18 protein-coding genes are annotated in these 19909 nt (G+C 46.1%); 6 read left to right on the forward strand and 12 right to left on the reverse strand.

Going from position 1 to position 19909, the window contains the following annotated elements:
- The first annotated feature begins 140 nt into the window (after nucleotides 1–140).
- Nucleotides 141–410 carry a GlsB/YeaQ/YmgE family stress response membrane protein gene (locus tag QUB25_RS05665; protein WP_333037423.1) on the forward strand — a complete coding sequence of 90 codons (270 nt, stop codon included), beginning with the start codon at nucleotides 141–143 and terminating at the stop codon, nucleotides 408–410.
- Nucleotides 411–639: 229 nt separating this feature from the next.
- Here the strand turns inward: QUB25_RS05665 and sppA are convergent, their stop codons facing one another.
- From sppA to QUB25_RS05680, 3 genes are all read right to left on the reverse strand, one after another.
- Nucleotides 640–2460, reverse strand: coding sequence for a signal peptide peptidase SppA (gene sppA, locus QUB25_RS05670; protein WP_333182326.1), 1821 nt, complete (start codon nucleotides 2458–2460; stop codon nucleotides 640–642).
- A gap of 248 nt (nucleotides 2461–2708) precedes the next feature.
- Entirely contained in the window at nucleotides 2709–3758 is a 1050-nt protein-coding gene (gene fni, locus QUB25_RS05675) for a type 2 isopentenyl-diphosphate Delta-isomerase (RefSeq protein ID WP_333182327.1), read from the reverse strand.
- 144 nt (nucleotides 3759–3902) lie between these two features.
- The gene (locus QUB25_RS05680) at nucleotides 3903–4586 is read right to left on the reverse strand and encodes an SDR family NAD(P)-dependent oxidoreductase (RefSeq protein WP_333182328.1); all 684 of its coding nucleotides are present in this window, start codon (nucleotides 4584–4586) and stop codon (nucleotides 3903–3905) included.
- Between the two features lie 78 nt (nucleotides 4587–4664).
- On the opposite strand from QUB25_RS05680, the gene QUB25_RS05685 reads away from it, so the two are divergent.
- Complete coding sequence (locus QUB25_RS05685) at nucleotides 4665–5774, forward strand: S-(hydroxymethyl)glutathione dehydrogenase/class III alcohol dehydrogenase (protein ID WP_333060657.1); 1110 nt, start codon at nucleotides 4665–4667, stop codon at nucleotides 5772–5774.
- Nucleotides 5775–5862: 88 nt separating this feature from the next.
- A complete protein-coding gene (gene fghA / locus QUB25_RS05690) occupies nucleotides 5863–6717 on the forward strand; it encodes an S-formylglutathione hydrolase (protein WP_333182329.1) in 855 nt (284 codons plus the stop codon).
- A 190-nt stretch (nucleotides 6718–6907) separates the two neighbouring features.
- On the opposite strand, the gene QUB25_RS05695 is transcribed toward fghA, so the two are convergent.
- Nucleotides 6908–7822 carry a branched-chain amino acid transaminase gene (locus tag QUB25_RS05695; protein ID WP_333060659.1) on the reverse strand — a complete coding sequence of 305 codons (915 nt, stop codon included), beginning with the start codon at nucleotides 7820–7822 and terminating at the stop codon, nucleotides 6908–6910.
- 291 nt (nucleotides 7823–8113) lie between these two features.
- Here QUB25_RS05695 and QUB25_RS05700 point away from each other — a divergent pair, with 291 nt between their 5' ends.
- Complete coding sequence (locus QUB25_RS05700) at nucleotides 8114–8482, forward strand: Lin0512 family protein (RefSeq protein ID WP_333182330.1); 369 nt, start codon at nucleotides 8114–8116, stop codon at nucleotides 8480–8482.
- Between the two features lie 461 nt (nucleotides 8483–8943).
- Here the strand turns inward: QUB25_RS05700 and QUB25_RS05705 are convergent, their stop codons facing one another.
- Both QUB25_RS05705 and QUB25_RS05710 read right to left on the reverse strand, forming a co-directional pair.
- A complete protein-coding gene (locus QUB25_RS05705) occupies nucleotides 8944–9783 on the reverse strand; it encodes a DUF4142 domain-containing protein (protein ID WP_333182331.1) in 840 nt (279 codons plus the stop codon).
- 71 nt (nucleotides 9784–9854) lie between these two features.
- Nucleotides 9855–10715 carry a hypothetical protein gene (locus tag QUB25_RS05710; RefSeq protein WP_333182332.1) on the reverse strand — a complete coding sequence of 287 codons (861 nt, stop codon included), beginning with the start codon at nucleotides 10713–10715 and terminating at the stop codon, nucleotides 9855–9857.
- Nucleotides 10716–11867: 1152 nt separating this feature from the next.
- Between QUB25_RS05710 and QUB25_RS05715 the strand changes: the two genes are divergently transcribed.
- Nucleotides 11868–12110 carry a ChaB family protein gene (locus QUB25_RS05715; RefSeq protein ID WP_333037413.1) on the forward strand — a complete coding sequence of 81 codons (243 nt, stop codon included), beginning with the start codon at nucleotides 11868–11870 and terminating at the stop codon, nucleotides 12108–12110.
- A gap of 223 nt (nucleotides 12111–12333) precedes the next feature.
- On the opposite strand, the gene QUB25_RS05720 is transcribed toward QUB25_RS05715, so the two are convergent.
- Nucleotides 12334–12966 (reverse strand): hypothetical protein, encoded by a 633-nt coding sequence (locus QUB25_RS05720; RefSeq protein ID WP_333182333.1) that lies wholly within the window; start codon nucleotides 12964–12966, stop codon nucleotides 12334–12336.
- Between the two features lie 246 nt (nucleotides 12967–13212).
- On the opposite strand from QUB25_RS05720, the gene QUB25_RS05725 reads away from it, so the two are divergent.
- Nucleotides 13213–13932, forward strand: a complete 720-nt coding sequence (locus tag QUB25_RS05725; RefSeq protein WP_333182334.1) for an SAM-dependent methyltransferase — start codon at nucleotides 13213–13215, stop codon at nucleotides 13930–13932.
- A 200-nt stretch (nucleotides 13933–14132) separates the two neighbouring features.
- On the opposite strand, the gene QUB25_RS05730 is transcribed toward QUB25_RS05725, so the two are convergent.
- The 5 genes from QUB25_RS05730 to QUB25_RS05750 form a co-directional block, all read right to left on the reverse strand.
- Nucleotides 14133–15233 (reverse strand): iron-containing redox enzyme family protein, encoded by a 1101-nt coding sequence (locus QUB25_RS05730; protein ID WP_333182335.1) that lies wholly within the window; start codon nucleotides 15231–15233, stop codon nucleotides 14133–14135.
- Nucleotides 15234–15406: 173 nt separating this feature from the next.
- On the reverse strand, nucleotides 15407–16021 hold the full coding sequence (locus QUB25_RS05735; RefSeq protein ID WP_333182336.1) for a rhodanese-like domain-containing protein: 615 nt from the start codon (nucleotides 16019–16021) through the stop codon (nucleotides 15407–15409).
- Nucleotides 16011–16781, reverse strand: coding sequence for a sterol desaturase family protein (locus QUB25_RS05740; protein WP_333182337.1), 771 nt, complete (start codon nucleotides 16779–16781; stop codon nucleotides 16011–16013). The genes QUB25_RS05735 and QUB25_RS05740 overlap by 11 nt, the downstream gene beginning before the upstream one ends.
- Before the next feature lie 23 nt (nucleotides 16782–16804).
- Entirely contained in the window at nucleotides 16805–17440 is a 636-nt protein-coding gene (locus tag QUB25_RS05745; RefSeq protein ID WP_333182338.1) for a type IV pilin-like G/H family protein, read from the reverse strand.
- A 569-nt stretch (nucleotides 17441–18009) separates the two neighbouring features.
- On the reverse strand, nucleotides 18010–19812 hold the full coding sequence (locus QUB25_RS05750) for an AAA-like domain-containing protein (RefSeq protein WP_333182339.1): 1803 nt from the start codon (nucleotides 19810–19812) through the stop codon (nucleotides 18010–18012).
- Nucleotides 19813–19909 lie beyond the last annotated feature (97 nt).

The following is a 19909-nucleotide window of genomic DNA, read 5'->3' on the forward strand; positions in this document are numbered from 1 at the left end:
CCTCAACCTGGGACGATTGATGAGAAATCCTACTACTTTCGGTTCCTCCCTACGGTAGAGGTAAAGGCTCGATAGCGGTTGTTATTCTAAGAACATAAGACAAGGGACGAGAAAAGTTTAAGTATTCAGGAGAAAGAGAAATGGGAATTATTGCTTGGATCGTTTTAGGACTGATTGCCGGTGCGATCGCCAAAGCCATTTATCCGGGAACTCAAGGCGGTGGTTTTCTGGCAACAACAGGTTTAGGAATTTTGGGCGCCCTAGTGGGAGGTTATCTAGGTCAAGTCTTACTGGGGACGAGCGGGGGAGCATCCTTCGGAGCATTGACTCTACCCAGCATAGCTTTTGCAGTTGTAGGTGCGATCGTTCTACTTTTCATCTGGGGATTGTTAACTCAGCGTGCTGCATAACAAATATTGCCAATTCCCAGTCGATCGACTTTTAGGGTATTCATAAACCCGGTTTCTTGAAGAAACCGGGTTTTTCACTTGTTTGTAGGATGCGTCAGCCTACTTTTACCAAATCCGGGTTAAAAACCCCTATCAGACTCAGCGCTTGCAACGGTTCAAGAGCAAAACTTTCTTCCGCACAGAGGGGGACTGAAGAATAAAGGGGTAAAAATCCCGGACTTGGTATTAATTAATCAATCCGCAAATTGAACGGCAAGCGAACATAAACCCCCTGCGGGTCATTCATCGACTTGATCACAGCCAATTCATCTTGCATTTTCTTAAATTCGGCCGTTAGCGGGTCGAGTTTGGTGGCTGGTTTCAAAACGTGAACGCCGGAAATTTTTTCCAAAATTCGCTCCTCCAAAGTGCGGCGTTTTGGATATTCTTCCAACTTCCAATCGTCGCCGAGTTTAGCTTGCTTAGCCGCCTCTCTGACAGCATCTTCAAGACCGCCAATTTCATCGACTAAACCCAACTCTTTCGCCGCCGTACCAGACCACACCCTGCCTTGAGCAATTTCTTGTACCTTGTTTTTCGGCAGTTTGCGGGAGTTGGCGACTTTAGTAATAAATCGATCGTAAATGCGATCGACTATCCTCTGAATATTCGCCAATTCTTGAGGATTTTTCGGACGGGAAACCGTGTTAGTATCCGCAAAGCGAGCGGTTTTCACAACGTCCCAAGTCAGGCCGTTGTTAGCAGCCAACTTTTCGGCGTTAAACAGCATTCCAAAAACGCCAATAGAACCAGTAATCGTATTGGGTTCGGCAAAAATGCGGCTGGAACCCATCGAAATCCAATAGCCGCCGGAAGCTGCTAAATTGCCCATTGAAACAATAACTGGTTTCTTTTTCCCCGTCAGCATCACTTCGCGCCCAATGACTTCGGCCGCCGTCGCGCTGCCTCCGGGACTGTTGACGCGCAAAACCACTGCTTTTACGTCGTTATCTTCTCGAATTTTCCGCATTTCTTGAGCGATGCGATCGCCTCCTACTTCAGTCGGGCCCCCTTCGCCGTCTACAATTTCTCCCTCGGCGTAAAGTATAGCAATTTGGTTTTTCTTGTTAGCGTGAGTTGAGTTTTTATTCTCCGCAATTTTCGCATAGTTTTTCAAACTAATTTGCTTGAAAGATTTGTTTTCGCGATCGGTTCCTGTGAGTTTTTTGAGTTCGGTCGATATTTCGTCAAAGTATACAACTTTATCAACTAACTTGTTTTTGAGAGCTTCGTCAGCCATCAAAGTTCCGCCATTATCTGCAAGCGCTTGCAGTTGCGGAACAGTCACTTTGCGGCTCGGAGCGACAGTTTTCAGGTATTCTCCCCACATATCTCCGAGCAACTTTTGAGTTTGCTGGCGATTTTCGGGACTCATTTTTGTGAGCAAAAACGGCTCAACGGCTGACTTGTATTTGCCGACGCGAGTCACTTGCACTCCGACGCCGTATTTTTCCAAAGCACCGGTGAAAAACATTCCCTGACTGCTAAAACCGTTGATTTCCAAAGCGCCGTAAGGATTGACGGCAATTGTATTAGCAACGGAACCGAGGTAATAATCTCGCTCATTCCAGTCCATCTGGTAAGCAAAAATGGGTTTTTTGGCATCTCGGAAACGCTGCAAGGCAGATCGAACTTCTTTGAGATTGGCAAACCCGGTGCTGCTCGAATCCGAGCTGCCTTCGAGATAAAGGCCAACTATTTTCGGGTCTTTTTTCGCATATTCGATCGCGTCTAAAACAGTCCGCAACGTTACTGTATCGCCGGAATCTTCCGAAAGCACTTCTTCAATCGCCGCGCCAGTGCTACGGCTCGGTTTGCTGTCGGTGATATTTGAAGAAAGGTCTAATACCAATACAGACTTATCTTTAACTTGCGGGCCTGAATCTTTAGACGACGATGCCGCCACAGCAATTAGCAGTACCAGTCCCCCCAATCCGATGCTGCCCAGCAGCAACATTCCTAGGAAGGTTCCCAGTAAACTTGCACAGGTATATTTTAGGAAATCTTTCATTAGATAATTGGTAATTAGTTATTAGTCAATAGTCAGTAGTCATTAGTTAGAGTATATCCGGTGAGAGTAGAATGATACCGAGACGAGCGTCCCGCTCGCACTGCAATCGGAATGATATTTTTCCGATGCCAGCGGAAACGATATTATGGGTAATTCCTGCAACTAGGATTTAGCAATTATCCTCTGTCGTAGTTATTAGCTAATGACTTTTGACTGCTGACTAATGACTTTTGACTGCTGACTCACTTTTATCTTAACCTTTCCAAAACCCCAGAATGTTTTAACTCATCCAAATTACCGCAGCCCGTACAGAACATCACGGTGGCGATTTCTGCAATTAAAGCCTCAGCTAGAACGCCTGCGGCTGATTCCGATTCCGCTGCCGCTTGCAGAAACGGCCGCGCCAGTCCCGCAATATCCGCGCCAAGAGCGAGAGCCTTCGCTGCATCCAATCCATTCTGCAATCCTCCAGAGGCAATCAGGGGAACATCCGGCGCTGCGGCGCGGGTGCTGACAATGCACTCGGCTGTCGGTATTCCCCAGTCTGCAAAGGTTGCGCCTAACCTGCGCTGCTTGCCATCTTTAGCTCGCTCTCCTTCTATTTTCGCCCAAGAAGTGCCTCCGGCCCCGGCAATGTCGATCGCACCTACGCCAGCGGCGAGCAATTTCTTTGCCATCTTTCCTGAAATACCGTTGCCGACTTCTTTAGCAATAACTGGTACTGGTAATTTAGCGCACAATTTGGCAATTTTATCTAGCAGTCCTTTAAAGTTAGTATCGCCTTCGGTTTGAACGCACTCTTGCAGCGGATTGAGGTGCAAAATTAGGGCATCTGCTTCGAGAAGATCAACAATTTTTTGGCATTCTTCCAAACCGTAATTGTAGTTTAATTGAACTGCTCCGATATTGGCAAACAGCAGAATATCTGGAGCGCGGCGACGGACGGCAAATGTAGGAGCGAGTTGAGGATTTTCTACAACTATTCGCTGGGAACCGACTCCCATTGCTAGTTTGTATTCTTGAGCGACATCGGCGAGGCGATAATTGATTGTCTGGGCTAATTCAGTGCCACCGGTCATTGAGGAGATTAGCAGGGGAACGGCTAGTTTTTTGCCGAGAAATGTGGAGGTTAAATCGATTTGGGTGCGATCGAGTTCTGGCAAACAGCAGTGTTCAAAACGGTAGCGTTCGAGGCCGCTGGTAGTTTCGCGAAATTGTACGTCTTCTTCGAGGCAAATCCGCAGGTGGTCTGCTTTGCGGGTTTCGGTTTGCGAGGGGGAGGTTAGCGGCAAGTTCACAGTTGCTATTTGGGGAAAGAGTTGTGATTTGGGAATATAGCAATTTTATTTCATTTTTGAATTTTTTAATGAACCGCAGAGAGCGCAGAGGGCGCAGAGGAGAAGAAAAGAGAGATGTTCGCAAATCCTGCAAGGGTTGCTGTATTATCCAGGAACAGTCAGCGGCATTCCGTTATCGGAAGGTTTTAATTTTAGTAAAAAAGGAACTGCTTTTTGCACCCAGGCTTTGGCTGATGTGTAATTTGCCGCATCTTCGCCGAAACAAATGTCCAGCATCTCTGTGTGAATTATCCCCGGATTTAAAGGAACTGCTGCCATACCTGCGGGCAATTCTTGAGCGAGCGATCGCGTAAGTCCTTCTATCGCCCACTTAGAAGCGCAATAGGGCGCGACTTCCGGCGAAGTTGACCTTCCCCAACCCGAACTAAAGTTGACAATTATGCCGCTTTTTCGAGCAATCATTGCCGGGACCAAGTGACGAATTACATTAGCCGTACCTTTAATATTAACATCAATTACTTGGGAAAATTCTTCGTTGCTGACATTCCAAAGAGGCGCGAGATGATTAGCTACACCTGCATTATTAATTAGCAAATCTGGCGGCTCATTTTTTGCCAGCATTTCTGTTGCCCAAGCTTTTATTTGCTCGTCGTTGGTGACATCCAAACAAGTAAAATGGTGGGCCGCACTATATTTTTTGTTGAGTTTTTCCACCGCTTCGGAAGAACGGGCGCATCCCAAAACTGTATGTCCCAATTCAATAAACTTTTCGGTCATGGCAAGACCGAGACCGCGACTGACTCCGGTAATTACAATTAATTTTGTCATAAATTTGCTCCAAGTTAGACATTAAGTAATACAATACATATTGACAAGTGAATTGACAAATCGATCGCAGGAGAAAGCATGAAAGTAAAAGCAGCAGTTGCTCGCAGTGCCGGCCAACCTTTGAGCATTGAAACGGTGGATCTGGATGGGCCGCGGGCTGGAGAGGTGCTGGTGGAAATTAAAGCCACGGGTGTTTGTCACACTGACGCTTACACTCTTTCCGGTGCCGATCCTGAAGGCTTGTTTCCTGCTATTTTAGGCCACGAGGGAGCCGGGATTGTCGCAGAAGTTGGGGCGGGAGTCACGAGTGTCAAAGTGGGCGATCGCGTAATTCCTCTCTACATTCCCGAATGCCGCAACTGCGAATATTGTTTGAGCAAAAAAACCAATCTCTGTCAAGCAATTCGCGTGACTCAAGGCCAGGGAGTAATGCCCGACGGCACGAGCAGGTTTTCCATAGACGGGCAGAAACTTTACCATTACATGGGAACTTCTACGTTCGCTAATTATACAGTATTGCCGGAAATTGCAGTAGCAAAAATTCGCGAAGATGCTCCTTTTGATAAAGTTTGTTTGATCGGCTGCGGCGTAACAACTGGCATCGGCGCTGTCATTAATACTGCGAAAGTAGAGCCTGGTTCTAATGTGGTAGTTTTCGGTTTGGGCGGCGTGGGTTTGAATGTAATTCAAGCGGCTCGCATGGTGGGAGCTAACATGATTGTCGGCGTAGACTTGAATCCCGACAAGCGAGAGATGGCGGAAAAATTCGGCATGACTCACTTTGTCAATCCCCGCGAAGTGGAAGGTGATTTAGTGCCTTATTTAGTAGATTTAACCAAAGGTGGAGCTGATTACAGTTTTGAATGTATCGGCAACATTAATGTGATGCGCCAAGCTTTGGAATGCTGTCACAAAGGTTGGGGCGTGAGCGTAATTGTCGGGGTAGCGGGAGCCGGTCAAGAAATTAGTACCCGCCCCTTTCAGCTAGTAACTGGCAGGGTTTGGAAAGGGACGGCTTTTGGCGGGGCGAAAGGCAGAACTGATGTTCCTAAGATTGTTGATTGGTACATGGACGGTAAAATTGATATTGACAGTCTCGTAACTCAGGTAATGCCGATCGACAAAATCAATGAAGCTTTTGATTTAATGCACAAAGGCGAAGTAATTCGCACAGTGTTGACATTTTGAGTTTGAGAAAGAAGAAGTTCGGCAACGGATTTTGTAACGGATGTAACGGATAGAACAAAGCTTAACCCCCAATTCCCAATTCCCAATTATGCTATCTGACTCCCTAAAACTGCACAAAGAACAGAAAAGTTTCGGTGGCAAACTCGGCTTTTATAGCCATCAATCCTCTGCTTGCAACAGCGAGATGAAATTTGCGGTTTATCAGCCGCCGCAAGCTCTATCTCAACCCGTACCAGTTTTGTATTTCCTATCAGGTTTAACCTGCACGGAAGAAAACTTTATGGCAAAAGCGGGGGCGCAACAATTGGCGGCAAAATACGGGTTAATGCTGGTTGCGCCCGACACTAGCCCGCGCAATACTGGCATCCCCGGCGAAGATGACGATTGGGATTTAGGAAGTGGTGCGGGTTTTTATGTTGATGCGACAGCCGCACCTTGGAATTCTCACTATCGGATGTACAGTTATGTGGTTGATGAATTGCCCAATTTAATCGCCGAAAATTTTCCAGCGATACCCGAAAAACAGGGAATTTTTGGTCATTCGATGGGCGGACACGGGGCTTTAATTTGCGCTTTGAAAAAGGGAGCTCGCTATCTTTCAGTTTCCGCTTTTGCGCCTATTTCCGCGCCAATGCGCTGCCCTTGGGGACAAAAAGCTTTTGCAAACTACCTCGGCAGCGACCAACAGATTTGGAGGGCTTGGGATGCTAGCGAATTGGTGCTTGAGGCGCAATACAACCGCCCGATTCTGATTGACTGTGGCACTGTTGATTCGTATCTGGCTGACGGGCAGTTGTTGCCGGAAGTGTTCGCGGAGGCTTGTGCAAAAGCGGGACAGCCACTAACTTTAAGGATGCAAGAAGGTTACGATCACAGTTATTATTTTATTGCGAGTTTTATGGAGGATCACATTCGCCATCACGCGGATGTTTTGTGCGGGTAGTTCCTAGCAGGAAGCAGGCAAGATGCCTGCTCCACAACAACTGGTTCTTAGGCTCTGCCTGGGAACCGATATCCAGAGGCTCTGCCTCGCATGGCTGCCATGGAATGTGGAGGCAAAGCCTCCTGATCTGCGTTACCAGGCTCTGCCTGGTAACGAGTGAACTCGCTTCTACGCTCGCAGGTATTTTCGGTTAATTAAGATTAATCGGAAATACCCAGTCTTTGTACTTGCTGTCGCGATTTTCGATAATCGCGGTGAGTTTGTCCAAAATCTTTTCGGTGATGGGTCTATTTTGGGGCAATTGATAGTTTTCTACTCGGTTAATAGGCGTAATTTTGGCGGCGGTTCCGCAGAGGAAAATCTCGTCTGCAATCAACAGTTCTGATTTATCAACGGGTCTTTCTGTGATTTCAATTCCTAAGTCTCTGGCGATAGTTATAACGCTGTCTCTGGTAATTCCTTCGAGAATATCTTGCTCGAAACCTGGAGTAACTAATTTACCGTTTCTGGCGACAAATATGTTCATTCCTGAAGCTTCGCTGACTTTTCCCTGAGTATTCATCATAATTGCTTCGTCGAAGCCTGATTGTACTGCTTCTGTTTTAGCTAAAGCTGAGGTGATGTAAGCGCCGCTAATTTTACCTCTTAAGGGCAAACTCCGGTCTTCTTGGCGGTACCAAGAGCTAAATCTACAGTTGACTCCTTCTTTGGGTAAATAGTCTGAAAGTTCTAATCCGTAGACAAAAAAGTCGGTTTCTACGTTGTGCAGTCGCGGGGCAATTCCTAAACTTGATGTGTAGATAAAAGGGCGGATATAAAATGATTTTGTGGGTTGGTTTTTCTGGACAAAATCAATGATTATTTGTTGGATTTTGCTGGCTGGTAAATCGCAGTGAAGGAAACTGGCACTTTGACTCAATCTTTGACAGTGGCGGTCTAATCTAAATAGCAATATTCGATCGGCATTTTGGGGGTCGGGAATTCCCCGCAACCCGCCTAAGACTCCGGTTCCGTAGTGCAGTGCGTGGGTGGCTATGGAAATTTTGGCGTCGGTAAAGGGGAGAAATTGGTTTTGAAAGTAGGCAATTGGTAGAAAACTATCCATGATTCAAGCTGGCGATGAGTTTGGCAGTCCGCTAGGAAAGCTGAATTTGGTTATATTACCATAAGTTATACCATTTGAGATTTGAGATTGAGAATGGCTGATTTGATAAGGGTTTGAAGCTTGCTTACAGTTGAATTTTTTTTAGACTGGTATTATTCTTTTGTTGTTATAGCGATTGATAAAATAATATCAAAAGCCGTCTATTAGGTTGATAATTGTTTGGGGAAAGAGTGCGATCCTCTTCGAGGGCTTCGCTAACGACTACAAACAAAAATCCATCAAGGGGCAACTATGGCACGTAAATGTTTCATCATCGAAATGGGGATGGGGGTAGACCAGCACGGGCAGGAACCGACTGTAGCCTGTGCCAGGGCTGTACGGAATGCGATCGCCCATAATGCTCTCCTAGGCGTCTGGGAAGTGGCGGGTTTGACTGACCCGAATCAGATGATTGTTGAGGTAAAGGTGGCTGTTCCTTACCCGGAACAAGTGCGGGAACAGGAGGTGTTGGCGGTGCTGCCTTTTGGCAGCAAAACTCTGATTGTGGAGCAAGGAGGCATGATTGTGCCAGGAAGGGCGATCACCTCTCTGAATGATAAAAATGATGAAATGCTAATCGCTGTGGCGGCTGTGAGTGTTTTTGTGGAAACTGAGGGCTAATTAATTTTGTGTTGTTTGAATAAATCGCCCGATCGCACTTGCTTGTTTCCGCGATCGGGCGATCGAACGCCTGTCTGTTAAAAAATGATTAATTTAGACTAAGTTGTAGCGTGTGTCAGAGATATGGCATGAAATATCGTAGAAAATCTGAGGCTTTGAGGCACCCTATAACTTAGTCTGTTCAACGGTAAGGTTTATTTGCGCCTACCTAGTTAATTTTGAAGTTTTAATGGATAATTTTTAAGTGTTCAGACGACCAGGTATGTAAGCAATCCAGCAAAACCCTACGATTAATAACAGCCACGTCGCTGTAATATTGCTGCCCAACAAGCTGCGGAGAAAATCTTCCATTGTTATCAAAAATTATAGAGTTTAAAAGAATCTATTGCTGTTCCCTCTCGGCTCGGCAAAGGTAGAGTGCGATGGGCTTTTAGGCGCTCGCACTCTACCTCCTGTACCTCCTATTGGGGCTGGCTGGTATCTGCCAACATTTGGTTAACCATTTGCAAGTGCGCCTGAAGGTTCGGCAACTTCTGGGTGGCCCAAGCCTTCAATTCGGGATCTTGTCCCTTTTGAGATTGAGCTTGAAACAGAGCAATAGCCTGATTGTGGCTCTCGATCATAGCCTGCTTGTAAGCAGTGTCAAAACTTCTACCGGAGAGTCCCGAAAGTCGCTCCATCAAAGCTGTGTTCTGGCTGCTCATTTCGGTTGGCAGTTTTACGCCTTTTTGCGTTGCTACCTGCATCAATTCTTGATTAGCCTGGGTGTGTTCCTCAACCATTTCTTGCCCGTATTGTTTCACACTAGCACTAGAACCGCGCTGCACTGCCAATCTGCCGAGCTCCACTTCCAGCATACCAAGTTGACCTGCTTGCATGACAAAGTTTCTGTCTTGGCTGCTGAGAGAATTAGGCGAAGTTTCGCCACCTGTTGGAGTGTTGGGAGAACGGCTGGGAGTGTTGTTGATGGGGCTATTTGGAGAACGGCCGGGAGTGTTGTTGCTGGGGGTAGTTGGAGTATTGGGAGAACGGTCGGGAGTGTTGTTGGTGGGGGTATTTGGAGTGTTGGGAGAACCGCCAGGATTGTTGTTGTTAGGATCTGTAACAGAAGGTCCCGGAGAATTAGGATCGTTTAAGTCGCTATCAGCAAGCTCAAAAACTCGATCGCCCGACTGGTTGAAGCCGTGAGTCTGGCGGTTTAATTCTGCGAATCCCGGCACAGCTATCAAGGAACTAACGCCGGCAATTCCGGCAACTGTTACCAATTTTTTGAACAAACTTTTGCGATTGAGTGAAGTCATGAATTTCTAAGCCTCTAAGTTGTTTTCAAAAGTACGTGAAGCGAAGCTATCCTGTAGGGAATCGCCCGAAACTACCGATGGGAAGGTGTACTGCCTTTCCGAAACAAGTTGATCAAACCAAAGGCGCCCAAGGCACCCAGCCACCCAAAATTGTTGGGGCTATCGCGCCGAGCACTCAAAACTCCAGAATTAGTATCAGCCGGCGTCGATGTGGTATCGGTTGTACCGGTTGTACCCGTTGTGCCGGTGCCTGTTGTACCGGTTGTACCCGTTGTGCCGGTGCCTGTTGTACCGGTTGTACCGCTTGTACCCGTGCCAGTCGTACCAGTTGTACCAGTTGTACCCGTTGTACCCGTGCCAGTCGTACCGCTTGTACCGCTTGTACCGCTTGTGCCGGTGCCAGTGGTATCGGTTGTACCGCTTGTACCCGTGCCAGTCGTACCCGTTGTACCGCTTGTACCCGTGCCAGTCGTACCCGTTGTACCGCTTGTACCGGTTGTATCGGTGCCAGTCGTACCGCTTGTACCGGTTGTATCGGTGCCACTCGTACCCGTTGTACCGCTTGTACCGGTTGTATCGGTGCCACTCGTACCAGTTGTACCCGTTGTACCGGTTGTATCGGTGCCAGTCGTACCCGTTGTACCGGTTGTATCGGTGCCAGTCGTACCCGTTGTACCGCTTGTACCGCTTGTACCGATGCCACTCGTACCGCTTGTACCGCTTGTATCCGTGCCAGTCGTACCCGTTGTACCGCTTGTACCCGTGCCAGTTGTACCGGTGCTTGTACCGCTTGTACCTGTGCCAGAACCGCCACCAGCACCGCCGCCAGCACCGCCCGACTGGGCTGAAGCAGGCACTGCTAAGGAAACCGTTGCTAAACCTAAAGTACAAGCGCTTGCTAAAACAACTTTCAACAATTTAGAAGATTTCATGGTAATGCTTGCTTTTGCATAGAGTGCTGCGATCGCTTGTGATGCCAAAACCGCAGGGTCAAATTGACAGCGTAACGTGCAAATTTTCTAACCTTCGCTGCGGAATAATGAAGGTAAGGGAGCATATTTAGTCCCGTTTCCTGGATTGTTTCCCACGGAAAAATTAGACCGCCGCGTTAACAGTTTATAAGCTATTAGGTATCGTTCAAGTTCGCCATTCATCTTTAGGAATATTTGACAAAATGGCTTTTTATTTCAGGTGGTGGATGAAATTTGATTGAGCGGCCGACTAGCTCAATCAAAATTTGTGTACGGGGGATAAAAAGCGGGTTGATCTGAAAAATTTTGGGTTGAGTAACGAGACATATACGCATCAACCGGGTTTCTGAGAAAAGCGCGCGGTTGTTCCTATAAATTTTCTCCGGCGGCTGGTGCTTTGAGAGAGAAATTATTGATTTTCTCACCGTCAATTTTGGGTTGGGCCTACGCCATAGGAGTTAGTTTAAAATTTTTTTGAGCGCTATTTTTGCTTAACTTGCTGCTGGCAATTTGGGCGCTGACAGAATACCGCTCAAACTTTCCCCGAAACTAAATTATCTCAAAACGCCCGATCGACCGTTTTGATTCGCCAAAACACCTGCGACGGCGCAACAGCAGGGCTTTGGACTGGATTTTGACTAGCCTAAAATAGGAAGGCGAACTGAGGGCTATCCAAGTCGAACCCGCACGAGATTACATTAACCAGCGGCGGCGCACTCGTCAGAATTGCTTGAGAGTGCGATCGGCTAAACTCTGATATAGTAAAGCCCACACTATGCCAGATAGCGCTTATTCCCTAACACATTTCACAAGCAGACATCAAGTATGCTGTATCGAATTATTGCCAGAATGGCTATCTAATGTTCATCGCTTTTTCTACATTCGCAAGTGAAAAAGCCGAAATCAGATTAATGACTGTTTCAGAAAATAAATTCCCCAAATCCGGGCCAACCAGCAACGGCAAGTCACTTCCCTTCGCCATTCAGAAAAATTTTAATATTACATCTGTCTGGGGAATGATAAAAAAGCGGTTTAAAACTTGCTTTTAGAGAGAGGAAAGTAGTTGCTTCATGTATATAACATTAAAATTATGTTTAATAATTAGAGGTCATTATGCCAGAACAACAATTTGATACCTTACCTTCAGAAGCACAAGAACTCCCCCAAGGGGCGAAACAAATTTTTCAGGCGGCTTTTAAGAGCGCTAGCGAAGATGGAATGAGCGCCGATGGTGCTGCTAGCGTTGCTTGGAACAGCGTAAAATCTGAATACGTTCAAGGCGAAGGTGGCACGTGGCATCACAAGGGCGACGATACTAACCAAACTCGCAAATCTGTACAGTCTGGTGGCAATTAGTTATCAGCCATTAGTAATATCGTGTCCGCTAACATAACCCCTATCCCTTGTTTAGTGAGGGCTTCATTCCTCAAATTTTGATGAGAACGAAGACTCCTCACTATCAACCAATTGTAGTGACGTTATTCTAGCGGGCATGATATCATCAGTCATTAGCAATGTACTCATCACTTGTGGTTAATGCTTTACCTTGATACCTGTTGGAATCGCGGTGGTACAGAAGCTAATGCAGTTTGTTAATCGGCTGGTGCATATCCCATTGCAATTCGGCTAAAACGAGCAAGCTAAATACCATTACGGTTCCCGTAAATAGGAAAGACCAACCCTCGGTGTAAGGCACAATCAAAATACCCAACAGGTGAAATAAACTTGCTGCTAAAAGCGCGCGCGATCGCACTGCAAATCCAGTCCCCAAATACCCTATTCCGCTCATTCCCAACCACAGGGGACAGAGATTCGCCAACACTTTTCCCCAACGCAGAAAAATTGCTAAATCGGTCAGCAGCAATCCTAATAACATTAGTATTACCCAACCGTAAAGCACCCAAGCCAGGCGTTCTATTTTGACCCAAGAGTGTGTCATGCTTACCATGGCTGCTGTACCTACGAGGCTGAGCACTGACCACAAACCTGCTTGCAGCATCCAACTCACAGAAAAAAATTGTGCTGTGCCGAAGATGGGTATTAACAGCAAGCTCCAAAGCAAGCAAGTTCGATCGAGACAAGTATAAAATTGTGAATAAAATCTATCTTTGCCAAGGGGAAAGTGAACCTGCCAAAGCCCTTCTAAATCCTGAACCTCGATGTTAAGCTGTTTCCGGCGCAGAGGCGGAACTGAATAATTAAAAAAGGTCATACCTGAAAATATTAAAATTTACCATCATTTGCTTAGGTACTATCTCACCAGCAATCGCTATAATTGCAATCTGTCAATCGGATTAATATAGTTAATTTGATAATCTGTCGGCAGTAAGAGTTCTTCTATCCCACGAGATAAAATAGGAAGAGAGATTGCAGAATTTGATAAAATAGCTCTTGCGACAGATTGCTGGAATATTAGTTATTCGATACTTTTAAAATAGTCAACTTTGTTACAGAATTTATGCTCACTTCATCCCATCCTCTGAAACAGGTATTCCACTGCCCGGAAGAATCGGATTTTTACGCGCACTGCTTGGAAAGTTTAGTGTTAAATGCTAGTGACAATTCTCGAATTATCGTAGAGTTTGGTTCAGGAGAGGGAAGTCCAGTTATTAAGTCTTTGCTGAGAAGTGATTTTGATGGGACAATACAGGGATTTGAGCTAAATAATGTAGCTTGGAAAATTGCTCAGTCTCAAATTAAGGAATATCAACTGAGCGAAAAGTATACTGTCAACAATTGCTCTTTTTTTGATTCGCCTTTATACGAGTCGGCGGATTGTGTAATCTCAAATCCGCCTTACTTGCCGGCGGTGGATGATAAGATTTACCAGCCGCTGTTGCACGGTGGGAGTGATGGCTCGACAATTGCTAAGAAACTTTTATCTTTGGGCTGCGATGAAGTTTTGCTGATGGTTTCTAGCTATTCTAATCCTGTGGGTTTGATAGATTATGCCTTGGATCGAGGCTACTCGGTTGCGAATTTTGAAATTGCACCTTTAACTTTTGGCTATTATAGTTCGGAACCCAAAGTGAAAAGCGCGATCGCCACTCTCAGAGAACAGGGAATGGCTTTTTATTCGGAAAACATCTATCTGTTGGCTGGAGTTTTGTTTAAGAAGCACCAAAAGTCGCAAAGAGATTTGTCGATCGAGCTCATTCAGTTAATGACAGCATTTTAAAATAGAGCGCTGGTAGGCTGCCTCTGAGATGTTGCACCATTGTCAGCAACAGGCAAGATTGTCAGCAACAGGCAAGATGCCTGTTCCACAAGAAATAAACTCTTTGTGGAACAGGCATCTTGCCTGTTCCTCAAAAGCTTATTGAGAACGGTGCAAAATCTAGGGTGCATCAGTCTCTGACCCACCCTACGATATAGCTGTTAATTGTGTTCTGTGGCTTGGATCGATCGCACCACAGCAGCCCCAGCCCGATCGCCGATCGACTTCTCCTGATCGTACCCCAACACCAGCTCCCAAGCGTCCTGCGGGTATCTATCAACCAGCGGGATCGCCACTTCATCCAACATCCAGCGGCCGTGACGCTCGTCTTCTTTGATGTGCAGTTCCCAATAACCCATAGCAGCCTGCGACAGACCCAAACGCTGGGCGGCGGCTAGATAATTGCGGTAAGCGACGGGTCCCGCCACCTCAAAATAAGTGAGTCCGCCGTTGTAGCGCAGAAAATGGCGCTTGCGTTCCGTCAGCAGAAAGTTGTGATTAATGCTTGCGAGCACTTCCCAAGGCACTAAATCGAAGTACGATTCTGGTTCTGTACTCATATCGAATTCAGCCAGCATCTGAGCAAAAAAGGTCGAGTGCTTGCGGGGGAGGCGACCGCCGCCGTATTCTTCCATCAGCACTCGGGTAAGGGTACACTGAATTTCGTTGCCGGCACCGCCGAGGATGCGAGAAAGGCGGCTGGCTTCAACTAAACCGTCGAAAGAGGCGATCGCCAGCAGGTGTTTGTATCCCTCTTCAGTCATGTGTTCCCGCAAATAGCGATCGCTCTCGTTCAAAGGAGGATCGACATCGGCGGCCGCGCGATCGCGCAGGGCTTGCTTGACATCCGGCAATTTTTGCAGCGCTGCAACGTCGATTTGCGCCAGTTCCCACTGCTGCCAAGGTTCCTCTATGCGATCGCGCACGGAACGCAAATAGTGCGATCGTTCGTTATTGTAGCGGCGCAAATCGTCGTACCAAAACAAGTTGAGGCGGTTGATACGGTAAAGTACGCGCTGCAAGAAGCGGTGAGCGGCCTCATCGCCCGGTTGCTGTTGGTAAGCTGCTTGAATTGCATAGGCGATCGCGCTTTCAAAATCGCTGACAAGTAACGGTTTTGCCGCCACCGTCTTGTCTAAATCCTCGACTTCTAGCAAATTGACAAATTGCCGATCGGCTGCTTCGTAATTTGGGGGTGCGGGTTGCTTTTTGGGAAGACTCGGCGAGTCTATTTTGGGGAGTAAATCTGCCGTGTTTTGCATGGAATCAACTTAATTATGACTTTGATTATTGTGCTGCCTGCCCAAACAGCCAACCGTTGCAGATTGCTGAGGATTCTGGCTAATTACTTTCAACATAGCGAATCAGTCAGCCGTATACACCCTTCCATTGATAGAGATTTGACAGAAATCAATTTAGTCACAACTGCCCCGATTCATTCCGAAAGCAGGGTGACTGACGGAGACTTTATCAAACTCCCCAAAGTAATTGGAGCTAATATCTGGGCATCTTTTTGAGCCGGCACTGCTTGCCGCCACGCTTTGATACCTCCTGAAAGGACAACAACATTCAGACTAATATCCTTAATCTTATTAGTCTCATTTCCCGCATATTCTTGGGAATACCGAGCGAGTTTTTCCAACTGTTTGTATGCTTTAACCGATCGCCCTCCTCTGGCACAATAAAGTACAATTATCGGCTGAGGTCGATCTGATTTAACCCTTGCTTTGACAATGGATTGCACCTGCTTGACACCGAACCCTAACTCAATATCAGTTAGGGGAACCAGCGGACTTTCACCGATGCGATCTTCCGCGTATTCTTCGGGCGATCGCACATCGATCAAAATCACTGGTTTCAACTTACCCTGCTGCAATTGAGCAACAGTTACTTGTTTCGTATTTAAACTGGCGATAAAAGTTAGGATGTCCATGTGATGAAATAGGGCAACTGCACCCACAGAAGCAACACTCGTCAAGCCAAAACCCATAATTGCCAGCAAAAGGCGAGAATAGCGATTAATACCTGGTTTTGCATTTTTATCTAGCATTTTTCATCATCCTTGAAAATGGATAGAACATTTGTCCGACATATCCAGCAGGTATAGAATCCGAGATTCCATATTTATGAGGCATTTTTTTTGCTGGCATATAGATAGTGCCAAATAGCAAATCTAACAGTGGCAACTGAACAGCAAAGTTTTTGTTGTTTATTCCGGGAATTTTACTGTGATGCCAGTGATGAAATTGTGGGGTTGCTACGAACCATTTTAAGCTACCAAATTTTAATTTAATATTAGAATGAATTAAAAACGCGATCGCCGCCGAGTAAAGAGCATAAACCACTAAACTCTCCTTGGTAAATCCCAACCAGTAAAGAGGCATAATTTTGCAAATCTGAGTAAAGAGTTGCTCACAGGGATGCACCCGCACTGCTGCTAACCAATCCATGTGTTCAATGCTGTGATGGACTGCATGGAATTGCCAAAGCCAGGGTACTTCATGCAGTAGTCTGTGAGCAATATAATATGCCATATCTGAAACGATAACTGCTTCGGCCAACTGCAACCAGACAGGTTGAGATGCTACTTTGATTTGCAATTCCGGGTTGAGTAAATTAGTTATCAGCGACACAAATACAGTCACAACAATAGCGCCTGATCTGCCAATAAAGTGACCTGTAAAAAAATATGTGGCATCGGTTGCCCATCCGAGACGGAATATCTTTTGCTTGTGCAAGGAAAAGATTCTTTCGAGGGGAATGAAGATGCAAGCTAAGACGATAAAGCCTTTGACAATTTCAGGTAACATGAGATTCTGATTAATGTCGATATTTACTTAAGCACGTCGCTACTACCAGTAGCGCAGACAGGATTACCATTCTGAAGGATAGGAGCAGGCGGTTGGGTATTTCCAGGAGAATTTGCTCCACACAGAATGGATACAGTAGTCTTCCCTTTGTTAGCTGCTTGGGAAACAGGTACTAAAAATACAGCCCCGACATAGCTAGTAAGATTATTGCTGCGGGCTAGACCATAACTAAACGCAGCATTTTTGGTAGATATGGTTGAATAGTTATAGTTGGTTGTCTGAGTTTTAATGCCGAGGCCTAGGGCATTAACGGAATTGGAAAATGCGCCCTCCTCGGCGTATATTGCTTGTTGACCTTTGTTCATTGAGCTAACATATTGTTTACCTTCTGATTGCTTCGCCTTGCCACCACAACCGACAAAAGAAGGGAGGGCGATCGCACCAACTATTATGCTGCCCAGAGGAAAGTAAATAAAAGTGATCCTCAGTAAGATTCCTACCCATGATTTACGTTTTTTGTCAGGGAGAATATTTTTTTCTGAAGATTCCGCTTTTTTATCGAGTGCATCGAGTTGAGGGTTTGTCTTAAGCTGCATGGTTGTTCTCGATACTGCTTGTTTGTTGAGTGCATCGAGTTGAGGATTTTTTTTAAGCTGCATGGTAGTTGTCCAAATGTGTTAGCAGAGTAGTTTTCAAGTGATTGACCTACTCCCCAGCGTAAACACATGGGGATTCTAGAGTCAAACAGCGAGTGCACGGGTAGCTTGTCTAATATCGCCTAATCGAACAGTCGATGCCAAGAAAAACAAGCAAGTTATTTTTAGCGTCGTTTTCATCCAGTCCATTGAGTGCGGTGGGGCTTGCAAACCTCACCTACTGCGCCTTGCTTCTACTCTATTTCTATTAAATCACGTGCCTATTTGAGAAGTTGAGTGAGTTCTCATCGACTTCTCATCGACTTTTCATTACTCCGTTCCCGGCAGAAAACTATCTACTTCTTTTCTCCCTCATTTCCCCCAAGGGGCAGGGCGGTTTCATTTTTCGTAGGGCGGTGCCTCCGTGTCCGTGCTCTATCGCTGCAATGCCAATGGATCGCGTCGCTGGGGAGGGGTAGGCACGGGGGCACTACCCCTACAAAATCCTGGTTTTTCTGATAATGAAACTGCCCTAGGGGTGGGGGGGTTCTTCCTTCGTGTCCTTAGCATCTTCGCGGTTTAATAATTCCATATTATTTGCCATTTAGCCGATCGCCAAAATACTCCTGATACAACCGACATCTCGGAATGCAATGATTTCCATCCAATTTCACCAACCCCATACTATTTAACTTAAACCCCAATTCTGACCTCACTCTAACTGGCTGGGAAACACTCACAATCTCTCTCATCGCCTCCATTAATTCCGAATATTTCTCTAAATTCCATAAATGTCGCCGCAAATGATCGCTGTAAATTCCCGCTTCAGTTGCAGATTCTTTCACTAACCGATCTAAAGTCACATCTTGACGTGAAATATGATACATTCCTAGCCGCACTAAATAAGGATTTCCGCCCACTAACCCCATCAAGTCTCCAACTTCATTCCCACTCCAATTCAATCCGTGCCGCTTTGCCAAGTCTTGCACTTGCTGAGAATTAAACTCTGGCAATTCAATCGGTAAACCCACATTAAACGGCGATTTATTCACATCCAGCGGGATATAAACTTCCGTCGAATGCACCACAATCAAACGAAACTTTTTCCAAATATCGCGCCGTTTTGCTTCTTCATGCAAAGCTCGCAATAAGCCAAAAAAATCATCAGCAATTTCCGGCGATTCAAACAGGCGATCGCTCTCATCCAAGCCTAACGTCAGAGGTTTTGAGGATTCTGACAGCAAATACTGTTCAAAATAAGCCTTGCAGCACTGATTGCTGCCAATCAAATCCGCCAATTCCCAACACTTGGGCAACTGCTCCAGCATTCCTAACTCTTGACCGATGCTAGCACAAAACCACTGCAAAAATGTATCTGAATTAGCGAAGATTTTCCTATTGGCTAGCTGAAAACTCAGCGCTACCGTGCGAGAACCTTGCTGTTCTGCATGATGCAAAATCCTCGCCATCAAGGAAGTTTTGCCCATTTGTCTGGGTGCTTTTATGCGGATCAGTGCTCCCAGTTGGGCGATCGTCTCGTAACAGCGGGATTCTATCGGAGGGCGATCGATATAAAAACGAGAAGCTATTTCAACTTGTCCTCCCGGCAATTCAGGCGGCGCTGCTGGCAGAGGTTGAATTATTGACTGTTTGGTGCTAGTAATTACTTTCCATTCTACAGCTAATTCATGGTCGGCAGTTAACGATGTGCGACCTTCTTTGATAATCGTTAAAATTTGTGATAATAACTTAAATGAGTCGCCAACACCGCGCCACAGCCAGGGCTGTATTCCTGCTAAATAGCTCAGTAAATCAAAAGAAAGCGGTGTATTTAATTCAAGTAAAATCGGTAAGATGGCGGGTTTATGAGCCGTTGAATTGTGCAATTCTTTGGCTAGCTGCAGTTGTTCCAATATCATTTCGCTCGCGGCCGATTCTTGGGAAATCAGCAACACCAAATAATCGCAACGCTTTAAATATGAGGCTGAGTCGCTGCTGTTGTTAATAAAAAAGACTTCGTGGCCTCCCGCACTCAAAGCTTGGTGTAACTGCTGAGAAAGGGTAGTGTTTGAGGTCGATCGATGGTTGGCGTTAGCGAAGCGATCCGAAGGAAAGCCCTCGAAGACGATCGCCACTTTTGCCCTCACCAGCACTACCTCCTCTGGCTCTGAATTCGCGTCAAAATCGGCTATATCGCGCCATTCCTGGCCCAATCCGCGACAAATTTCGATGAAATTGGCATAATCCACAGGTTTGCCATTCAGAAAATGGCTGACAGTAGATTGCGCCATCCCTAAATCCTCAGCCAGGATTTTCTGACTGGGAAAGCCATTTCTCAGGAGACAGGATTTAACTGCGCGAATGCACTCTTCGCGCACCCTTAGCGATCGTGGCATTGCTTATCACAATCAAAACACTGAAACCATCATAAATGCCAACCGTCCCTAAAGTCGATGAAAAGTCGATGAAAAGTCGATGATTTTTCCAATAACT

Source organism: Microcoleus sp. B3-D7 (genome assembly GCF_036705305.1).
Taxonomy (GTDB): Bacteria; Cyanobacteriota; Cyanobacteriia; order Cyanobacteriales; family Microcoleaceae; genus Microcoleus.

What these genes read in the sequence shown, in the direction of transcription:
- QUB25_RS05730 (WP_333182335.1), bottom strand. Translation starts at nt 15,233, where the DNA reads ATGCAAAACACGGCAGATTTACTCCCCAAAATAGACTCGCCGAGTCTT.
- QUB25_RS05735 (WP_333182336.1), bottom strand. Translation starts at nt 16,021, where the DNA reads ATGCTAGATAAAAATGCAAAACCAGGTATTAATCGCTATTCTCGCCTT.
- QUB25_RS05705 (WP_333182331.1), bottom strand. Translation starts at nt 9,783, where the DNA reads ATGACTTCACTCAATCGCAAAAGTTTGTTCAAAAAATTGGTAACAGTT.
- sppA (WP_333182326.1), bottom strand. Translation starts at nt 2,460, where the DNA reads ATGAAAGATTTCCTAAAATATACCTGTGCAAGTTTACTGGGAACCTTC.
- QUB25_RS05715 (WP_333037413.1), top strand. Translation starts at nt 11,868, where the DNA reads ATGCCAGAACAACAATTTGATACCTTACCTTCAGAAGCACAAGAACTC.
- QUB25_RS05710 (WP_333182332.1), bottom strand. Translation starts at nt 10,715, where the DNA reads ATGAAATCTTCTAAATTGTTGAAAGTTGTTTTAGCAAGCGCTTGTACT.
- QUB25_RS05700 (WP_333182330.1), top strand. Translation starts at nt 8,114, where the DNA reads ATGGCACGTAAATGTTTCATCATCGAAATGGGGATGGGGGTAGACCAG.
- QUB25_RS05745 (WP_333182338.1), bottom strand. Translation starts at nt 17,440, where the DNA reads ATGCAGCTTAAAAAAAATCCTCAACTCGATGCACTCAACAAACAAGCA.
- QUB25_RS05725 (WP_333182334.1), top strand. Translation starts at nt 13,213, where the DNA reads ATGCTCACTTCATCCCATCCTCTGAAACAGGTATTCCACTGCCCGGAA.
- fghA (WP_333182329.1), top strand. Translation starts at nt 5,863, where the DNA reads ATGCTATCTGACTCCCTAAAACTGCACAAAGAACAGAAAAGTTTCGGT.
- QUB25_RS05740 (WP_333182337.1), bottom strand. Translation starts at nt 16,781, where the DNA reads ATGTTACCTGAAATTGTCAAAGGCTTTATCGTCTTAGCTTGCATCTTC.
- QUB25_RS05680 (WP_333182328.1), bottom strand. Translation starts at nt 4,586, where the DNA reads ATGACAAAATTAATTGTAATTACCGGAGTCAGTCGCGGTCTCGGTCTT.
- QUB25_RS05720 (WP_333182333.1), bottom strand. Translation starts at nt 12,966, where the DNA reads ATGACCTTTTTTAATTATTCAGTTCCGCCTCTGCGCCGGAAACAGCTT.
- QUB25_RS05695 (WP_333060659.1), bottom strand. Translation starts at nt 7,822, where the DNA reads ATGGATAGTTTTCTACCAATTGCCTACTTTCAAAACCAATTTCTCCCC.
- QUB25_RS05750 (WP_333182339.1), bottom strand. Translation starts at nt 19,812, where the DNA reads ATGCCACGATCGCTAAGGGTGCGCGAAGAGTGCATTCGCGCAGTTAAA.
- QUB25_RS05685 (WP_333060657.1), top strand. Translation starts at nt 4,665, where the DNA reads ATGAAAGTAAAAGCAGCAGTTGCTCGCAGTGCCGGCCAACCTTTGAGC.
- QUB25_RS05665 (WP_333037423.1), top strand. Translation starts at nt 141, where the DNA reads ATGGGAATTATTGCTTGGATCGTTTTAGGACTGATTGCCGGTGCGATC.